This window comes from Microscilla marina ATCC 23134, assembly GCF_000169175.1.
Classification (GTDB): domain Bacteria; phylum Bacteroidota; class Bacteroidia; order Cytophagales; family Microscillaceae; genus Microscilla; species Microscilla marina.
The window spans coordinates 58,262-78,667 of sequence record NZ_AAWS01000035.1; the positions used below are offsets into that span (position 1 = coordinate 58,262).

9 protein-coding genes are annotated in these 20,406 nt (G+C 44.5%); 6 read left to right on the forward strand and 3 right to left on the reverse strand.

What is annotated here, in order from left to right; translation table 11 throughout:
• The first annotated feature begins 2 nt into the window (after window positions 1-2).
• The 5 genes from M23134_RS25620 to M23134_RS25635 all read left to right on the forward strand — a co-directional run bounded on the left by M23134_RS25620 (window position 3) and on the right by M23134_RS25635 (window position 12,318).
• Window positions 3-494, forward strand: a complete 492-nt coding sequence (locus tag M23134_RS25620) for a hypothetical protein (RefSeq protein WP_157558646.1) — start codon at window positions 3-5, stop codon at window positions 492-494.
• Window positions 495-587: 93 nt separating this feature from the next.
• On the forward strand, window positions 588-776 hold the full coding sequence (locus M23134_RS41360; RefSeq protein WP_002701149.1) for a hypothetical protein: 189 nt from the start codon (window positions 588-590) through the stop codon (window positions 774-776).
• 382 nt (window positions 777-1,158) lie between these two features.
• Window positions 1,159-2,664, forward strand: a complete 1,506-nt coding sequence (locus M23134_RS38890; protein ID WP_002701152.1) for an IPT/TIG domain-containing protein — start codon at window positions 1,159-1,161, stop codon at window positions 2,662-2,664.
• Window positions 2,665-2,761: 97 nt separating this feature from the next.
• Complete coding sequence (locus M23134_RS25630; protein ID WP_002701153.1) at window positions 2,762-7,429, forward strand: T9SS type A sorting domain-containing protein; 4,668 nt, start codon at window positions 2,762-2,764, stop codon at window positions 7,427-7,429.
• 131 nt (window positions 7,430-7,560) lie between these two features.
• A complete protein-coding gene (locus tag M23134_RS25635; protein WP_002701155.1) occupies window positions 7,561-12,318 on the forward strand; it encodes a hypothetical protein in 4,758 nt (1,585 codons plus the stop codon).
• A 450-nt stretch (window positions 12,319-12,768) separates the two neighbouring features.
• Here M23134_RS25635 and M23134_RS25640 read toward each other — a convergent pair whose 3' ends face one another.
• The 3 genes from M23134_RS25640 to tsaD form a co-directional block, all read right to left on the reverse strand.
• Window positions 12,769-13,074, reverse strand: coding sequence for a GIY-YIG nuclease family protein (locus tag M23134_RS25640; RefSeq protein WP_002701157.1), 306 nt, complete (start codon window positions 13,072-13,074; stop codon window positions 12,769-12,771).
• Window positions 13,075-13,393: 319 nt separating this feature from the next.
• Window positions 13,394-13,945 (reverse strand): hypothetical protein, encoded by a 552-nt coding sequence (locus tag M23134_RS25645; RefSeq protein ID WP_002701159.1) that lies wholly within the window; start codon window positions 13,943-13,945, stop codon window positions 13,394-13,396.
• A gap of 536 nt (window positions 13,946-14,481) precedes the next feature.
• A complete protein-coding gene (gene tsaD, locus M23134_RS25650) occupies window positions 14,482-15,516 on the reverse strand; it encodes a tRNA (adenosine(37)-N6)-threonylcarbamoyltransferase complex transferase subunit TsaD (protein WP_002701162.1) in 1,035 nt (344 codons plus the stop codon).
• Between the two features lie 30 nt (window positions 15,517-15,546).
• Here tsaD and M23134_RS25655 point away from each other — a divergent pair, with 30 nt between their 5' ends.
• Complete coding sequence (locus M23134_RS25655; RefSeq protein ID WP_002701164.1) at window positions 15,547-20,334, forward strand: translocation/assembly module TamB domain-containing protein; 4,788 nt, start codon at window positions 15,547-15,549, stop codon at window positions 20,332-20,334.
• Window positions 20,335-20,406: the final 72 nt, after the last annotated feature.

The following is a 20,406-nucleotide window of genomic DNA, read 5'->3' on the forward strand; positions in this document are numbered from 1 at the left end:
ACTTGGAAAAAATCGCAGATATTTACTCTTACAATGATTATGATACAGAGGAATTAATGCATATTCAATCAATAAAAAAGGCTAAAGATTGGCTTTTAAAAACAGATAAAGAAAAACAAGATTATAGGAAGTCTTATTTACAAATGTTGACGGTTCATTTTCAGGATGAACAGGATTTGGAATACATAAAACAAGCAGTACTTGTTACTGATAGAATATTAACATTTTTACAAAAGGCAACATATTATCAAAATTTGTCTGATAATATTAGTAGTAGTGAAGAACCTTTTTATCGAATTTATAATATGCTATGGTGTGAGAAAGAATACTTATTGTATTTTACAAGCATAAGAGCGATAAAAGTTCATGTCCCTATTGATTTATTTAAACCTTTGATTATTAAGATAGAAGATACCAAGAAATATAAAGAATATGAATTAGATAGGTTATTTAAGGAGTATAATAAAATGCTGTCATTGTTCATGTCAAAATAGCCTCACTGGCGCACATTTTAATGCATACCTTTTTTCTACAAACATTAACTTTGTTGAGCTCGCGAAAAGCTCGGTTTTAAAGGCATTAGAACATTGATTGTTAAAGAGTCAAAGCCAAGCCCTCACACCCAGCTTTTTTCTCTCCAAACCTCACAACAAAACCCCGATGGTAAATTTATCGCAAAAACGAAAAAGGGGGATATGGGATTAATAACCACCAAGGAAAAGCTTGTTTTACAGCCAGTCACTCTTATACTGACCAATCCAGGCCACAAAAAATAGAAGACATCAAACGTACAACGATCACCTACCGTACTCAAACTCAAATAATGCCTCAAAATCTTACCTCGACAGGTTGCCCCCCAGAAAAAAAAGCATGGCAACAAATTAATGCCTACTTTTAGAAAAAAATACCACTCCTACTTTCCACAAAAGCGCTTCATCCTTGTCCAACTACACCTAAATGGCGATATTTGCCTGTATTTTAGAAGTTTTTTTCCAAAAAATGTCCGAACCGTTCATAAGATTTGGTATCAATTGTAAGAAAGCTTTTTATACCAAACACCAATTTAAAATTAAACGAAGTGACTGAATAGACATACTTGGCTATTTTTGAGTCACTTATCCTTACTCTTAATTCTTAATTGATAATTACTTAAGTTCCATGCGATTAATCCAAAAACAATTGCCTTTGCTGTTGGCAGCCTTATTTTTATTCACTGTTGGTTGTAAGAAAAAAGAGGAAGACCCTCAACAACCTGCCCAGACCAGCCTGAGTACTTTTATTCCTACTTCGGTAGATTTTACATCGGTCACCCTCAAGGGAAGTATTTTGACCGTAGGGGATGGAGGCATTACCGACCACGGTTTTGTCTGGGGTGAAACCGCCAGTCCTGACCTCAACTCAGCGGGCAAGCATTCTCTAGGAGCCAAGTCTGAAGCAGGCGCTTTTGAGCACGCCGTGACTGGGCTTACTGCGGGCAAAACCTACCACGTGCGCGCCTACGCCACCGATGCCCAGGGAACAGTCTACGGCGAAGATAAAACCTTTAGCACTACCAACAGCCCCACCATTACTGAGTTTACCCCCACCGAAGCCGGGCAGGGCGATACCGTGACCATCAAGGGTACGAACTTCAACGCTACCACCGCTGAAACAAGCATTAAATTTGGCACTACCGCCGCTACTACCATTTTGAGTGTAAGCGAAACCGAAATAAAAGTAGTAGTACCCAGCGGAGTAACCGAAGGTGCCAACAAAATCACCGCAACGATCAAAGGGCTAGAGGCTGCTTCTACCACTGATTTTACTTATTTGTTGGGTACTTGGACACAGAAAAAGGATTTTGGGGGAGTGGCAAGAACTGATGCAGTAAGCTTTAGTGTAGGAACTAAAGGTTATATTTTAGGAGGACGTACAGAATATAATACCTCAAAAGGGTTGAATGATATGTGGGAATACGATACTGCTACGGATACTTGGACGCAAAAAGCCAATTACCCTGGTGGGAAAAGAACCTTACCTGTTGCTTTTGTTTTGCAAGATATTGCTTTTGTTGGTTTGGGTACAGATGATAACAATGTGGATAAAAAGGACTTTTGGCAATATAAGCCTGCTGATAATACTTGGACACAACTTAATGATTTTGCTGGAACAATCTCGTTCGGAAGAAACTTTGCCTTTTCGTTAGGCAGTAAGGGCTATGTAATAAAACATGACTCGAATGAGTTGTGGGAAGTTAGTTTAAACACTTGGACACAAAAAAATAATCTTCCAGCATCTAACTTTAGAGGTCACTTTGTACTGAATGGTGTTGCTTATATTGTAGCTAAAGATAAGAAAGCTTGGAAATATAATGACTCTAATGACACTTGGACTTCAGTTGCAAGTTTTCCAGGAAAAGATTTTGTTAATCACTCGTTTAGTGTGTCTAATATTGGCTACTTGACTGAATCTGTGTCTTCAAGTACCATCACTTTTGGTCTAGATAACTCTAAACTATGGAAATACTCCCCTACAAGTGATAGTTGGCAAAGAGCGAGAACCCTAACTGATAATTCTAAAAAGTCTTGGATATTTTCTGACGTGTTTGTCATTGGAAGCAAGGCTTATATTAGAACTGGTAGCTTTAACGGAGTGGGTTTGTGGGAGTTTGACCCTGCCAAATAAAAGCATTGAAAAGCAAGAAGCTAGTATTGACTGCTGGCTTCTACTTTTTTATGTGTGATCAAACAATGCAATGATTACCTATTTTAATCCATCCATCATGAAATTTACAATTACGACATTCAGGCATTTTATTATTTTATTTTTACTCTCAGTGGGCATTCAGTTTGTGGCTCAAGCCCAAATTGCGGGTAATATTACTGTCACTAACTCTGGCATAGGTGCTTCCGAATCTTATACTATAGTGTTCAATGGGGAAAACAAATTACCTGGTATTTCCAAAGGGCATTTCTACCCTGATCCTTTGGTGCAAGATGGAGGCTGTGAGTATACCGCCGAAGTAACCACCCTCTCCGATTATGATGCAGGAGTGCTTCATTCTCAAACTATCATACCACTTAATACCAATGGGTGTAGCAACCGGGGATTTGCATTTCGGTGGATACCTCAGTCGATGTATGTTCCTACCATTCCTAACAATAGTGTATGTTCAGGGAGTAGTTTTATTTTGTCTCTACCAACGAAAGATGAGGACAGAATTGACCAATACCATTGGCAACAATCTACCGATGGAGGGGCTACCTGGACAGATGCTGCTAACACCAGCGGAGGCACGGCTTACACCACCAGCCCTTCCTTAGTGGTCAATGCGCCCAAAGTAGCCAGCGCACAAAATATGCTGTACCGGGCAAGGGGTTTTCGTTATGGCAAGTTGGTGGCTCCATTTGGAGGGGCACTGCCCGTTTATATATTTTCTACGCCACCCGACGCATACAAAGACAACTTGGGCAACCATATATTCTATCAAGACAATACCTGGAGAACAAAAGACATTATACCAATTACAATAGGAGGGGTATTAAAAGGTAATATTGAAGTCACTCACCTTGTTTGTCGGAATGAATTCAAAGCAAAGGTTGCTGTCAAATTTAATGAAGACATTGCTGCAAATTATTATTATAGTTTAGCATCTGGTAAAGTTTTACCTGGACAAAGCCCTAATTCTGCTTTAAACATTCCTAATCCATCCCAAACCAGTACTTTCCCTGATGATGCGTTTGGTAGCCCTGGAGATGTATTAGGTGCCGGAGAGTACACCTTAATGATAGAGGCTGTAGATAGAAGCCAGAGTCCTGCACTTAGAAATTGCCTGGAAAGGTATTTTATTAGGGTCAAATCTCCCTCCCCAGTCACTCTAGTAGAGCAAACCACCCAAAGACGCAACCCCAGTTGTATTGGTGCAGCCGATGGGCAAATTGTACTTACGGCTGGTGGGGGAGCTGCAGCACAATCTGGTACTTACAAATACACGATTTTAAAATACCGCAATGGTGCTTTGGTAGAAACCCGCCCCAATTTGTCACCGGGTAGCCATACCTTTGGCGGGCTCGATGCGGCAAACTACCATTTTGAAATTAGAGAATCGGGTTGTGGAGCCAATACTTTGGTTACTTTGCCCAATCCTGGCGCCATTACCTTGTCCAATCCACCCACCACGGTGGCTACTTCGGCAGTTTTGGCACCCATTATTTGTGAGGGGGGCACGGGCAGCATCGAAGTCAAGTTTACCCAAGGTAACGGGAGTGGCACCTATACTATAGAAGCTTATAAAGACGGGGCAAGTACTGCCCACGCGACCGCTACTGGAGTGACTTTCGCTTCGGGAGGGCATACCTTTACTGGTTTGCCTGCGGGCAGTTATACCTTTGCCCTCAAGCACTCGTGTAGCAGTGGAGGCAACTACGACATTACCACCCCTCAAACCCTGACCAACCTGGTGCCCGTAGCGGGTACTCTGGCAAGCATTCCACAAACGGGCAGTACCCACGCCATTTCCTGTAAGGGTGGTGGCGATGGAAGACTGGGGCTAAAAGTAACCACAGGCAACGCCGTCGCTCCCAATACCGCTTATACGTTGGTACTCAAACAAGAGGGAGCGGTGGTCAACGCCCCTACTTTTATGGGCTTTGGTACCACCTCACTTACTGGGGTCACCGTAGGCGATTCGGTGGTATTCACCGGACTGGCGGAAGGGGCGTACAGCGTAGAAATCAGCCAAAACAACTGCCCCCAACCCGCCAAGGTCTTGGGCAGTGTGACCCTTACTGCCCCGGAAACTTTGACGGCAACGATCACCCCAGTACTCCGTTTTGCTACCTACCACGTTACTTGTGCCGATGGTGAAGACGGACAAATCAGGGTAGACAATGTGACGGGAGGCAACGGCAGTTACAGTATAGAACTTAACGAAAACGGCTCGAAGATAGCCACCCAAACGGGCGTTTCGGCTTTGTTTACGGGTTTACGCCCGGTAAACTTCCAGGGGGGAAGCATCAATTACAGCATTCGAATAGTGGACAGCAAAACCTGCGAGTACATTAGCCTGCCCATTCAACTACAGGCACCCGCCGTGCTCACTACCACGCTTACTCCGGAGCGGGTGACCTGTAAAGGTGAAAGCAACGGAAGCATTGCCGCTACTATTGGTGGTGGAGTCAAGCCCTACACCATTCAATGGGTAGATGGAACTGGTACTGCCATTACCGGAGAAATTACTTTGGGAGCGACTGAAGGCACGGCTACTTTGGATAACCGCCCGGCGGGTGCCTACACGCTCCGGGTAAAAGACAGCAAAGGTTGCCACAATTTTGTAACCGGGGGCTGGTATGAAACGGCTACCACTATAGACGAACCTGCGGTGGCTTTTGCCTTTGAAACGGCCTCTTTTACGGTGGATTCAGTGTCTTGTCACGGGGGCAACGATGGCCGTTTGAGCCTGGCGGTAGCCGGGGGTTGGGGTGGGTACACCTATTCCAAAGACGGCACCAACTTTCAGGCATCAGCGGCCTTTAGTGGCTTTGCCGCAGGCGACCATACCCTGTATGCCCGTGACGGCGAAAACTGTACGATCAGTACGATCGTCACGATCAAAGAACCATTGCCGCTTGCGCTGACCCAGCAGCAAATTACCCACGTCAGTTGTCACGGAGGCTACAACGGGGAATATATTTTTGAAGCCAAAGGGGGCAACGACGTGGGCACCCAGCCTTATACCATCCTGGTCAATGGGGCACCCTATGCCGAAACCGATTGGTTCCACTGGACTAGCAACCGTCAGATTGCCTTGCGGGGTTTGGCAGCAGCGAGTTATACCATTCAAGCGACTGATCATAAAGGTTGCCAGCAAACCTTGAGTTTTACCATTACTGAACCCGCCCAACTGGAAGCCAACATTACGAGTATCACCACGGCTACCTGTGGTTTGCCCAACGGCAGCGCCACGGTGGTAGCGACCGGAGGGACAACGCCTTATAGTTACACCTGGAAAAAATACGAAGCAGCTTTGGGTACCTTAAAAACCTGGAGCACTTCGGCGAGCCTGACGAATGCCGAAGGGGGCGCCTATGAAATGATTGTAACCGATGCTTTGGGTTGTTCGGTGACCCAGGTGGTGCAGCTATCCAACGCTGATGCTGCCACGGTGACCAACCAAAACATTGCCCCGGTGAGTTGTGCCGAAGCCAAAGACGGTGTGGCTACTTTTAGCGTAGCTGGAGAGTTTCCGATTACTGTGAACTGGGTAAACAGCAGTGAAACCGGGCAGATTGCCTGGCAAGATGCGACTACCCTAAAGCTTAGTGGTCTAGCCAAGGGTTACCACGATTTCCAGACCCAGGACGCCAAGGGTTGTATCCGTTTCGAGCGGGTGCTCGTGCCCGGTCCCGAACCTTTGCTTATTACCCGTCAAACGAGCCAAGACCCTACTTGTCATAATGGAACCAATGGGGCTCTGGCAATTGCCATCAGTGGAGGCACTGAACCTTACCAAATTGCCTGGGACCAGGGGCTGACTGCGGGAGCCACTTCTTTTGACAACCTCGGTGCGGGCACCTACACCGTAGTAGTGACCGATGCTCAGGGTTGTACTCGACAAGCAGGTTTTGTACTCCAAAACCCCCTGCCAATCAGCGTAGACCTGGGGATAGGCAGCACAGTATGCGCTGGACAAAGTGTGACTTTAAAACCGACCATTCCGGCGGGCAACACCATTGCTACCTACGCCTGGACTTCGGCGAGTGGGAATTTTAATAGCACCGCCAGCGAAGTGACCATAAACACCGCGGATACTTATTTCTTAACCGTGACCACCACCGCAGGTTGCAGTGGCAGCGGTGAGTACAAGCTGGCAAACTCGGCGAACGCTTTCGAGGCTGATTTTCTAATGCCTTCCGACGCAGTCGTAGGCGATACAGTAGTGCTGATAGAGATTTGCCGCCCGGCACCTACCACCCTATTTTGGGACATCGAGGGGCTCGATCAAGACGTGTTCTTGTTGGAAAGCACCGTGACCAATCCTAAGCAACATTTACTCGTTCCCAAAGAAGGAACCTATACGGTGCGTTTATATGCCTCGTTGGGGGGTTGTCAGGACGTGTTCGAACGCCAGGTAACGGTAGTCAAGCCCGAAGGGAAGCGTTTTGCCCAGGCTGGTAAGGCAAGCCAAAAGATCACCGCCCAGGTATCACCTAACCCAGTGACTGGTGGCAAGGTAAACATTGGGGTCTCTTTGGCGCAAGCGGCCCCGGTATCGGTAGAGATTTTCAATATTTCGTCGGGCAACCGTTGGCGTTACAAGCAACCGATCAAAGGCAGTGGGAAAACCGATTACCATTGGTCGCTCCACATCCCCGAAATGACCCAAGGGGTGTATGTAGTGAGGGTGCAAACTCCTACCAGCCAGAAAATGTTGAAGGTGGTGGTGAAATAAATAAGAATGAATGCTTTTGGCGAACGGTTTGAGGGTTAACAAATCCTTCGCCAAAGGATGAGCCCCAAACAAGCTCTCAGCATTATCAAGCGAACTATTTACTTGAAATATCAAATACTTGATCAAGAGTTATGAAAATACAAATCCTACAGAAAAACAAAGGGCAATCGTTTCCCTTAAGTGTACTTGTCTTTTTGTTCAGCATCTTTTTGTCGATGGTGACTTGGGCAAATGATACTTTGCGGACTGACACCACTATAGTGCTCAAGCCCTCCCACATTGTCAGTGGCAAAACACCTGCTTTGGTAAAGCCACCCCCGCTCCCCAAAAACTACCAATTGGGCAGTACCCGCTCTTTTGCCGGGCTCAATGGCTTGCAAGCCTTGCCGATAGAAAGTGTAGACATGCACGCCTTATATCAGCAACGGCTTCAACGACCGATGACCGATTCGGTGCGCAAAATAGTGAACAAAATAGAAGCTGATCTTAAGAAGGTGACTGAAGAGAATTTGTTTGTCAAAACCATTACCAGCGGCGAACTCGTGAAGCTTAACCTTCCACAGGGTGTCACAAGAGAAATTGGTGGTAAAGAATATACCCTGGTGCTACATGGGGTTCATTTTCGCAAAGGCGATGGCTATATCCAGGTATCGATGAAGTTGCCCATACCCGAAAGCAAAGACAGTCAGGGAAAAGATCGTGCGCTCTATTTTTGGGGGCAGGTAGGCTTTACCCAGGGTGGTGCTTTCCAGCAGGGACGCATTGGCTTATTGGTAGACTTTCCGATGAAGTTTGGCGACAATATTCTCACTTTTGAGAATTCAACTTTGGGAGCCCAAAACCCCGATGGCACCTTTGTTACCTTCGATTGCAATGGTTTCAAGAATATGGGGGTAAAAGGGCAATTGGAGTTTTCTCGGAATGTATTGGTGCCCGAAACCGCCGCTGGCAAACGAGATCCCGACACCAACAACAGGGTCAAAGGAAGTTTCAACGCTGTAGTAGGGGGTTGGAACGATATTTTGCTGGAGATAGACCTACCCCAACGTTTTCAGGCGGCTCGTTTGCCCCGCTTTGGTTTTGTGGTAAAACAAGCAGTACTCGACCTCAGCGATGAACGCAACGCCGCCGGACAACAGTTTCCGGCGGGGTACGCTGAAAGCTACCTGCCCGACGGCAACAGCCCCCTTTGGCGAGGCTTGTCTATCAAAGAGTTTAGGTTATACCTACCCCCCGAATTTAAAAAGACCGACAACAACCAGGCTTCCTCTGCTGGTTTGTATATAGTTGCCCAAAATGCCCTCATCGACAAACAAGGTTTTACTGGAGAAATAAGCGGTACCAACATCATTGCTAAAGGGCAGGGTAAAATGGGCAAGTGGCCTTTTTCGGTAGAACAGTTCTATGTGAAAATGGAAGCCACCCAATTGCGAGCCGCCCACTTTGGAGGCAAAGTTCGCTTGCCCATTAGCAAAGACGACCCAAGTGCTTACCTTGGTTACACGGTCATTATCAACCCCGATGCAGGAGACTATGTAGCACAAGTACGCTATAACAAAAACATGAAACTTGGCTTGTGGGTAGCGCAAATGGAAGTATTGCCTTCTTCGTCGCTGGAGTTAGGTGTGCAAAATGGTGAGTTTCTGGCGCGCGCCACCCTCAACGGTAAATTTACTGACATTGGAGGAAAAAAATTCAGCAAGACCCTGCAAATGAAAGACATAGATTTTGAACGTATGGTTATTCAAACCCAGGCGCCTTACCTGAGCGTAGGGGCTATGTCGTTGGGGAGTATAGGCAAAACTCAAAAGCTGGGCGGTTTTACTTTTACTTTAGAAAAAATTGGCTTTATCGAAGGCGAAGCCGAACGCCTGGGGCAAACTGGTTTGCAGGTAGGGGGCAAAGTAAATTTCGTGCAAGGAAAAAATGGTTTTGGTGCAGAAGCCTACGGGACTATTTATGGACGTTTAGAGGATACCCCTTTGGGTTTCCAAGTCCCTGTATTTGAAGACGTAGAACTCAACAAAATTGGCATTGATATAGACATGGGGGCTTTCCGGCTTGCCGGGCGACTTCAGTTTTATAAAAATAACGACCTCTATGGTCGAGGTTTTCGGGGTGATATTCAGGCAGCCTTCGGCAAATCAAAAATGCGCATTAACGTCAAAGCTTCGGCTATGTTTGGCAATGTAGGCGGTTTTAACTATTGGTTTGCCGATGCCCTGGCTACCTTTACCCCTGGTATTCCGCTCGTCGCCAATGGCATTCAATTGGGAGGCTTCGGTGGGGGAGCTTATTACCATATGAAACGTGCCATCAACTCTAACTTTAGCAACCAATTGGGGGCAACCCGTTCGGGCATTAGCTACGAACCTGACAAAGCCACTTTTTTGGGCATCAAAGCAAGTGTGATGCTTATGGGACCCAATCCTAGTACTTATAATGGCGAAGCAGGTTTTGAGATTGCCTTTAACCGTAATGGAGGGTTGCGTAAAATTGGTTTTGATGCAAGGCTGGACGTTGCTACCCCTACCATCGAGGTAGATATAGGGGTAATGAAAAAGATGACTGCCGAAATTACTAAAATGGAGCAAGCAGCCAACAAAGCTTCTGGTGGTTTGTTGTCAAAACTCACCAGCAAAAGTAAAGGGGGTGCTCAACCCAGCTACAGTGCATCTGGCAATGGCGCTATCAGGGCGGTAGCACGCATTGATTTCGATATCCCCAACAGTACTTTACACGCCAATCTGAGTGTAGATATCAATGTGGCAGGTGGAGCAATTAAGGGAGGAGGAGAGGCTGTTTTTCACTTTGCCCCCGATACCTGGTATGTACACATTGGTACCCCCGAGCGTCGTATTGGAGTAAATATCATGGGAGTAATTCAAACCGGAGCTTATTTTATGGTAGGCGACCACATTCCCGAAATGCCTGCCCCACCCGAAAACGTAATCCGTATTTTGGGTTTGCAAAGCGAATACAACACCCAAAGAGACGATGCCGCTATGTTGGCGGGCAAAGGTTTTTCTTTCGGGGCGAACTTTAGCATGGACACAGGCAATATGAGCTTTCTGATGTTTTATGCCCGTTTTGCTGCCGGGTTGGGGTTTGATGTGATGCTTAAAAAATATGGAGATGGGGTCAGTTGTAAAGGACGCCCCGGAGGAGTGGGAATCAATAATTGGTACGCGCAAGGGCAGGTATATGGCTTTTTTGAGGGAGAAATTGGCATCAGGGTAAACTTACCTTTCAAAAAGGGTAACTTCCCTATCATTCAGGGAGAGCTTGCCGCACTGATGCAGGCGCAGTTGCCCAACCCAGTATGGATCAGGGGAATTGTAGGAGGGCGATTCAGCATTTTGGGAGGATTGATCAAAGGTAGCTGTAAGTTTGAGCTTGAAATAGGCAAAAAGTGTGAATTAGTAGGTGGTAGTGCCCTCGATGGTGTCGAGATTATAAGCGATGTAAGCCCCGCAGCAGGTACTCCCGAAGTGGGTGTATTCACCTCCCCTCAGGCTACCTTCAACCTGGCCGTAAACAAAACTTTTGAACTCAAAGACCCGGTCGCAGATAAGCTGAAACGATTCCGGGTCAAGCTCGATTATTTTAAAGTAACTGCGCGCACTACTGGGCAGGCGATTGAGGGCAAAATAGAGTGGAACGAAGACCACACCGCGTTGTCTTTTGTACCCAAAGATATTTTACCTTCCGAAAAGGTAATGAATGCCGAAGTACAGGTAAGCTTTGAAGAGGGCACCGGAGGTGTTTGGAAACCAGTAGCGGGGGTAGTAGAAAAGAAAAGCATGGAGTTTAAAACGGGCAAAGCCCCTGACCACATTACCCGCCAAAACATTGCCTATAGCTACCCAGTGATCCAGCAGTTAAACTTTCATGTAGGAGAAACCAGCCAGGGCTATATTCAGCTCAAACAAGGGCGCCCCGATTTGCTGGCAGACGAAAAAACCCAAAGTTTATTCGACCAAAAGTTGCGTTTTGTGGCAGCCAATAACCCCAAGGTTTTCAAAGAACTACCTTTTGTATATGACCGGGCAAATGTTCGGATTAACTTTGCTATTCCACAAGACCTGAGTAAAGAAGTAGTATATCACTGGCAAATTGTAAATATACCCAAAGGCAAAGCCGCCAGAGTAGATGAAAATGTAACCAACGTAGTAAAGAAAAACAACTCGGCCAATGTATCGGTGACCTCGAAAAAACTGGAAGGGAGTCGTTCGGTACTTAAGGAGAAAAACATCTTTAATGCTCCGGTACGTACGAGTGCCTATGCTACTTTTGCCGATAAGTTCAACGCCTTGACCCGTACATCGGGCTGGAGCTGGCCAATTGCTACCAGTGTACACGTGTTAGGGGCTACTTATACGGGTAAAGAAACTTTTGACCTTTTTGAGATTGCTGGAGAAGGAGGCAAACCAGCACTTGTTGAGCTGGAAGCGTTGATTGCCAACACGCCTTGGTATCAAAACGTGATCAATCCCTTGATTTATCAAAACTTATCAAGGGTGGGGCTGGAACGCAGCGTGAAGCCCTTTGGTATACCGCCGTTCAAGGCGATGTTTATCAATCAGAAAAACTGGCAAACCGTACTTTCTGAAGAAACATTGCAGGCAACCAAACCCGCGCATTACCGGGGAGCATTCATTTTTAATATACCCTCGGTGGTGCAACGCGATTATATGGACTTAGTATACAAAGCTGCTGCGCTTAAGCTGACCACTTCGGCACCGTGGATTGACCGTATACTCACTACGCCTTTTCCGAGCATCAGTACTGGAAGCTACGAAGCAGTCATTCGTTATCGTTTGCCCGGTAGCAATCGGGTTACCTTTGAGCGCAAGTTTACCATTATTAACCCAGGTATTAAAGATTAATTGGACTGGCGGGTTATACTGCTAAAATATAGGGGCTGTCTCATCAGGGATTTTATGAGATTATTCTTCTATCTCTACCTGCCAGGTTTTTGAAGCTTGGCAGGTATAATTTTTTTTCAGGTGGTGGAGGTATAGCAGGAAACGGAAATGCTTTTATGTCTTTTGCTAATACCTTAGGGAACGCTCCTTTTGTTGCTTTGACAACTGCTTTGGCAAAAGTCCAAGTTTTTTTCTTAATCCTTATTATTTATTTGTTCCCCCCGTTTGCCGGGAGGACACAGAGAAAGTCCAAGTTTTCTTGCCGTTCCAAGGCAGGAGGAACTTCTTTGTGTAAAACAGCTGCTTTGGCAAAAGACCAAGTATTTTCTTACTTCTGGTGGCTTAGGAGCTCCCTCCATTCGTTGTGAGGACATGTTAAAAGCACAAGTGTTTTTCTCATCCTTTGTTCTTCTATTCATCGACTATTTCGTCGTTGAGAAAAAGCCATTGAGGGTTCAATGATTCAATCAAGGCAAGCTTCTTGGAGAATTTCCAGCCCTTGATTTGCTTTTCGCGGTCAATGGCGTGGTTTACGTATTGAAACCGTTCCCAGTAGACTAAATAGTAGCAACTGTTCTCCCCTGCAAAACTTCCTTTTTTTCCTCGATTGCGGTAATGTTCATCCAGTCGCCTTTCCAAATCGTTGGTTATACCTTTGTAAATGGTTTGTCTTTGGGCATTGGTGATGATGTATATAAAATAGTTATGTTGCCGCATTTTTTCTTGTGCTTAGTGGTGTTTTATTTTGCCGGGTTTTTTAGGTGTTTCCGAGGTGCTAGGAACCTCTTTGTTGTTTGCTTATCTTTGTAAAACAACTAAACTGCTTTAGCAAAAGTCCAGGTTGTTTGAGTTTGTCAGGAAGACAGGTTAACAGTACAAGTTTTTTCTTAATCCTTGTGGTTTAGGTGCTCCCTCCATTCGTTGTGAGGACATGTTAAAAGCACAAGTTTTATTTGGACATAAAAAAACGTTGAGCATTTCGACAATACCCAACGTTTTTATTTCTTAAAATAATGGCAGAAAGCATACAGTGCTACTATACCCACAAAATACTGTAAATGCTCGACTCGGCACCAATCAAACGATGCGGCAAGTTGCTGTCTAGCTGTACATTGATCAGCGAAGCATCACTCGGTTTAAAGCCACGGCTTAGTCCGGTAAGAATGCCCCGATCGAGGTAACAGGGATAAGGGTTTTTGCATTCTACTCTGGCCTCTTTCTTACGTCGGTCAAAGCTCAACAAGCGGTAGTACCCACTTTGCCCCTCACGGTGACTCTGCTGTAGTACTACATCAAGGTGGTTGAGGGCTGCTTCCAGGGTTCTTATTTCTTCGGGAAAACTCAACGATTCAAACATTGCCTTGCCCATCTCAAACAAGAGGTGGGGGCCTAAGTTTTGGGCTACTTCTTTATAGCTATTTAAAAACTTTTGCTGGGCAAACCAATCACTGGTTTGTATGTTTTTGATGCCATTGCGGGCGAAAATATTTCTTACTTTTTGCTCTTGCTGAGGAATTGCTGCTATGATGGAGGAAATGAGATTGGTAGATACCTCTACCTTTGGGGAAAATGCTATATACTGCGCCATAATTTATCAAAATTTTAACATCTGTAAGCCTATACGTTGGGTGTTTGGCATAGAAAAAAACATCGTACAATAATACTCAGAGGCAAATTTTATACCTTTATAGATAAAATCCTAGAATTAGTTGGATAATCACAGGTAAGGCTTGCATCTATTTGTCTAAAAAACCATCTTAGGTAAGGTTTGTCTAAAAAACAAGTTTTTTATTGATGGATATAAGAAAAAAAGTGTTGGGTGCCATAAAAGCCGATTAAATAAAAATAATACATTCAAGAGTGTGGGATTTATTGGATAGATATAACAAACATACAATCAAAACCTTACAAAAATAAGGTATAAAATAGAATTACACAAAAACACTATTCTATGCCAGCAAGTTACAGCTTGGTAAAAGGTAGCCGTTCTACCAGTGAACAGGTAAGAGCAGTTGAAACAAAAAGTTGATGTGTAAGTAAACCAGCCAAACATTATGTTTGACTGGTTGTATGTTTCTAAAGGCTTGAAAAACTACTATTGAGAGGGGGAAATGTGGCTTTTTATTAGAATTTCATTCGGGGCATAGCACTTACCTTTTGGTTGGTAAACTCTCCTTGTTGGTATTTGTAATAGCCCGCAATGGCAATCATAGCCGCATTATCGGTACAATACTCAAACGCAGGAATGTACACTTGCCACTGTTGTTTAACAGCCAGGTCTGTCAATGCCTGGCGCAATCCGGCATTGGCCGAAACCCCCCCCGCAATGGCTATTTCTTTAATGCCAGTTTCTTTGGCGGCTTTTTTTACTTTATGCAACAAAATGCGAATCAAAGTATATTGGATGCTGGCGCAAATATCAGCCATATTTTTTTCGATAAACTGCGCGTCTTCTTTTACTTTATCGCGCAAAAAATACAAAATGTTGGTTTTTATACCGCTAAACGAGTAGTTGAGTTTGGGCATATTTACCTCAGGAAAAGGAAAAGCCAGTGGGTTGCCCTCTTGAGCATAACGGTCGATGATAGGACCACCTGGGTAAGGTAAACCCAGCAGCTTGGCTGTTTTGTCAAAAGCTTCGCCAACCGCATCGTCCAGGGTTTCACCTATTACCTCCATTTCCAGGTAATTTCTTACCAACACTATTTGGGTGTGCCCACCGCTTACAGTAAGGCAAAGAAACGGAAATTTGGGTTTAGGCGTATCGATAAAGTGAGCCAGTACGTGGGCTTGCATGTGGTTTACCTCTACCAAAGGGATACCCAGCCCCAGGGCAAGCGACTTGGCAAACGAGGTGCCTACCAACAATGCACCCAATAAACCAGGCCCTCTTGTAAAAGCTACGGCATTTAAATCCTTTTTGCTTACTTTTGCCATCTCAAGGGCTTGGGTGATCACCGGGACAATGTTTTTTTGGTGTGCCCGCGAGGCAAGTTCAGGTACTACACCACCGTAAGCTTCGTGTACTTGTTGGTTGGCAATGACATTAGATAATACTTTGCCATCTTTTATTACAGCGGCAGATGTTTCGTCACAAGACGATTCTATAGCAAGTATAGTACTGGGCTTAATATTTGAGTTTAAAAAATCAGGGTTCATCCTAGGCTATTAGGGTGTTAAAAAAAATAGATGCAAAAAACTTTGGTAGAAAATAGTGTTACATCAAATGCTCCAAAACCGTGGCGCAAAGTAATGCGTAATGCCCGGCAAGTTATTAAAAAAATCACGATTAGAATAATAAAGTTTTTTTTGATAAGTGTTGTAGGGTTTACTGTGTTGGCTGTTTTTGCCCTTTATTTTTCGTTTACTCAAACCGTGCTTACCCAAGAAATGATGCGCTACCTGACCAGCAAAAGCGGGTTTGAGATGGAATTGGAGCATTTAGACATAGATTGGCTCGGTTCTAAAGCCACCCTCCAGCAGGTAAGTATTCGGGATTTGCAAAAAAAGCAAATGATTTTTGCCCAACATGTAGTGGTTGATTTTAGCTATCAAACTATATTTGCCAACAATAAAATTGTGCTTGATAGGGTAGAGGTAGACCAGGCAAGTGTAAACCTGGCTATAGATGCAGGCTCCGAACAGCTCAACATTGTAGCATTTACCGACACATTGGGGCAACTACTTTCATCGCCCAAAGCAAAGAAGACCAAGACGGTTTCCCAAAAATTTATCATCAAAAAAATTATTCTCAAAAACAACTATTTTGGCTATGACGATAACCGCACCGAAGCCCTGATAGACCACCGTTTGTTTGACTACAACCACTTTAGCATTGACAATATCAATCTAAAAGCCTCCCGTTTTTTGAACGTGGCAGATACTACCCAATTACAAATAGAACGACTTACAGGCAAAGAGCTGGGCAATGAGTTTCCAGTACATCGTCTGCAGACTTTCTTCCGGGTGTTTGACCAGGGCATGGAGTTTCGAAACCTGTATTGTGGTGTAGGCAAATCTATTTTGCGCGATGAGGTGATTTTTAGGTTTGAACGCTTGAGTCACATGGGCGACTTCAACACGATGGTAGACTTTAGCGGACGCTTTAAAGAAACCATTATTCATAACGAAGATCTGGCAAGGTTTGACGAGTACTTTAGGGGTTGGCACGATGCCACCAAGGTATGGGGCAAGGTAGCGGGTAAGGTCAATGATTTTAAAGGAGACAAGGTAAGGCTGCGTTTTGGTAAAAATAGTTTTATTACGGGTAAGTTTGCCTTTAGTGGTTTGCCCAACCTGGACTCTACCCAAATGAATCTTGACTTTGACAACTCTAACTTGTTGGCAAGCGATATCAGCCGTTATGTAAACAGTCCCTCCACTGATACTATTTTGCAGAAGTTTGGCAATATACAATATCAGGGTTCCTTTGTGGGTACCATGAACGACTTTGTAGCTACAGGCAAGGTACGCACCGACCTGGGAACCATTATTACCGATGCCCGGTTTCAGTTACACGCCAACGAAGCTTTGTCGGCTTACCAGGGCAAGGTGGCTACTCAGGAACTCGACTTGGGCAAACTGCTCAATCGCCCTGATTTATTGCAAAGTGTAACCCTAAAGGGTACCATCGATGGGGTGGGCTTTTCTACCAAGAGCGCGGTTTTTTCACTCAATGCTGCTATAGAAAAAATAGGAGTGAATGGCTACGATTACCGCAACATAGAGGTAAATGGTGAACTGGGTAAAAAACGGTTCAAAGGATATTTTTTATCGCTTGATCCCAACTTCAATTTAGAAATGAAGGGCGAGATTAACTTTGCCTATAAAGACTCGACGATCAAACGTTTGCCTCAAGGAAAATTTGACCTTGAGTCTACCATAAAAAACGTTGACTTTCAGGCAATTGGTTTATCTGCCTACCCTGCCCGTATTCAGGGCAACCTATTGATGGATATTTATGGCTTAAGCCTGGACAGTCTGGTAGGGACTGTAGAATTGAGCAAAGCCTATTTTCAATACAAAGACAAGACAATTGCCCCTGAAAAAGAGTTTTTGTTTAGCTCTTTTGAGAAAAAAGACCGCACCGGAGCCTATCATCGTACCGTCGATTTTAATTCAGCGTTTTTGAAAGCACACTTTGAGGGCGATTTTTTGTTTTCTCAGCTTGCCGCCAATATTCCGGAGCTTCGTCACGAGTACCAAATGAGCCTACGCAATAACCCCAAAGAAATCAAAGATTATTACGAAGAAAAAAAGAAAAAACCCAGTCCAAAATTTAACCTGGCTTATAGTTTTACCTTCAAAAATATCAACCCTGTGTTGAACTTTTTAGACGTAGATGCATCCGTTTCGCCCGATGTCAACTTTGAAGGGTACCTGGTGCAAGACTCTACCTCTATGATTGCCACCATTCACAGTACCAATGATATTCCTCAGATAAGCTACCTTGACAATCAATTGTTCGATACTGGTTTAGACTTATCGTCGCGTCGTAAAATAGATAGTGCCAGTGTAGATGTTGAGTTTTACATTAAATCAAACAAGCAAAATTTTGGGGGCTTTACTACCGATAGTTTACTCATTACTACCCGTTGGCAGCGCGACAGCATCAACTTTTCGGTCAATGTAGCACAAACCCCCCAGCTGGAAGATTCTATTCGAAATTTTCTGAAGCTTGCCGGAGGCATCAAAATCACCTCTGAACGTACCGACATTGCTTTCAAAGATTCTTATATGGACATTTTTAACCATCGTTGGACAGTACTTAACTCTCACCTGATTACGATTAGGGACTCATCGGTAGTGGTAGACCATTTGTTGATCAAAAGAGGTCAGAAACGAGCCACTATTTTGTTAGATGGCAAGATGGGTTACAACGATCAGGATACGATGCGGCTCGATGTTAACAATATAAGAATAGGGGCATTTGCCCACTTGTTTGGAGTAAACGCCAGTGGCTTGGTCAGAAGCTCGTTCAAGGTGCACCACGCCTATCAAAAGCCACAGGTGGTGGGTGAGGCTTATATTTATAATATGATGCTGGACAGCGTGCTCATTGGCGACTTGATGATAAATAAGCTCAACTGGAACGACTCGCTCAAAAAAGCAGCCATTGACTTTGACGTGTACCGACGAAGTATGCAACCTATGTTGAGCGTATATGGCACCTATGATCCGTTTGCCCCACTAGATCGGCGTTTTGATGTATTGGCTAAGTTGCAGGGAATGAATTTACAGATTTTATCGCCTTTTGCCAAGCCTTACCTTAGCAAGTTAGATGGCTCTGCCAATGGGCGTCTCAAGCTTTTGGGTTCGCTCGACAAGCCAGTGCTGGAGGGCAGTGTAGACGTAGTCAACGGAACATTTAAGATCAATTACCTGGGTTCTAAGTTTTATTTTTCTGACCGAATCTTTTTTAAACGCAACGAAATTGGTGTCAAACGATTGACATTGTACGACAACTGGGACAGCTACCAGGCAGAGTCAAAGCAGCGCGTATTAAAGGTAGGTGGAGGGATTTACCACGACTACTTTAGTAACTTTTTGATGGCCATCGAGGGAACGTTTAATAACCTAAAGGTGATCAACAAACCTGCTGTTCCAAACGAGGTATTTTATGGCGAAGCCTACGCCTCGGGCAACCTAAGAGTAACGGGTTACATCGATAACATGGTAGAACTCAAAGTAAACGCTACCAGCGATAAGGGCACCAAGGTTTATATGCCGTTGGATGGCTACACAGAGGTATCAAAGAAGAGTTATATCGAGTTTGTAAACTTCAGCGATACCCTGCAGAAAAAACTATCTTCTGTGGTAAAAAAGGTAGACCTTACGGGTTTTAAAATGGACTTTAACCTGGACTTGAACGACAATGCTCAGTTTGAGATTATTTTTGATGCCCAGGCGGGCGATCTGATCAGGGCAACTGGCAGTGGTAAAATAAACCTGGAGATGGACGAAGAGGGAGATTTTAGTATTTTTGGTGACTACATCATTTCTAAGGGAACTTACAATTTTACCTTACTCAACCTGATCAACAAAGGATTTAACATCAATGCGGGAAGCCGGGTAGTATTTAATGGCGATTTATACGATAGTAATATCAATATAAGTGCGGGTTATCAGCGGCAGGTGTCATTGATGCCGCTTATTAATTTAGACCAGGTGACTGACCCACAAAACCCCGAATACAGAAGACGTTATCCGGTCAATGTATTGCTCAACCTAAGAGGCAAACTCATGAGCCCCGAAATCAAACTGGACATTGACTTAAGCGAGGCTCAAAAGACCCCCAATGTGGTATTGCAAGATGCCATTAGAGACTTAAGGTCTATCATTAGGCTCGACGAACAGCAACTCAATCGTCAGGTATTCAGTGTATTGGTGCTGCAAAGGCTTGCCCCCAGGGTTACTGGGTTTACTGGATTGGGAGCTGCTACTGGCAGTAGCCTTACCGAGCTGTTGTCAAACCAATTGAGCAACTGGGTTTCTCAGGTAGACAAAAACCTGGAGCTTACGCTTGACCTGGACCCTAGTGCCCTGGATGCTGCCCAACTCAATGTGTCTTATAGTTTGCTTGATGGCAGGTTGCGCATTAGCAGGGCAGGTGGATTTACCAACACCCAAAACCAAACTGATGTGGCAAGTGTAGTAGGAGAGTGGACTATAGAATATATGCTGAGTGATGACGGACGCTTTAGGGCAAAAATGTACAATAAAAATAACCAAAGCCCTTTGGGTAATATCAACTTGAGCAATGCTTCAAACACCACGGCAGGCTTTAGCATGTTGTATACCGAGAGTTTTTCGAGCCTGAGGGACTTGTTGAGGTTTGGCAAGAAGAAAAAGCCCGGAAAAAAGCCTGGTAAAGAGAAGAAAAAATACACAAAAAAGGCGAAAAAAATTAAAAATAACTCACCACTTATGCCGCCCAAAAAAACAGATGATTCCTCTAAAAAAGGTGCCAATTACTGATTTATGAAAACATTTTAGTTGTGGAGAGGTTTTGTGTAAATCAATATCAATTTGACACATTCCTAAAGAATT

Coding starts and splice junctions, on each gene's coding strand:
- M23134_RS25635 (WP_002701155.1), top strand. CDS start 7,561: ATGAAAATACAAATCCTACAGAAAAACAAAGGGCAATCGTTTCCCTTA.
- M23134_RS25645 (WP_002701159.1), bottom strand. CDS start 13,945: ATGGCGCAGTATATAGCATTTTCCCCAAAGGTAGAGGTATCTACCAAT.
- tsaD (WP_002701162.1), bottom strand. CDS start 15,516: ATGAACCCTGATTTTTTAAACTCAAATATTAAGCCCAGTACTATACTT.
- M23134_RS25640 (WP_002701157.1), bottom strand. CDS start 13,074: ATGCGGCAACATAACTATTTTATATACATCATCACCAATGCCCAAAGA.
- M23134_RS25655 (WP_002701164.1), top strand. CDS start 15,547: ATGCAAAAAACTTTGGTAGAAAATAGTGTTACATCAAATGCTCCAAAA.
- M23134_RS38890 (WP_002701152.1), top strand. CDS start 1,159: ATGCGATTAATCCAAAAACAATTGCCTTTGCTGTTGGCAGCCTTATTT.
- M23134_RS25630 (WP_002701153.1), top strand. CDS start 2,762: ATGAAATTTACAATTACGACATTCAGGCATTTTATTATTTTATTTTTA.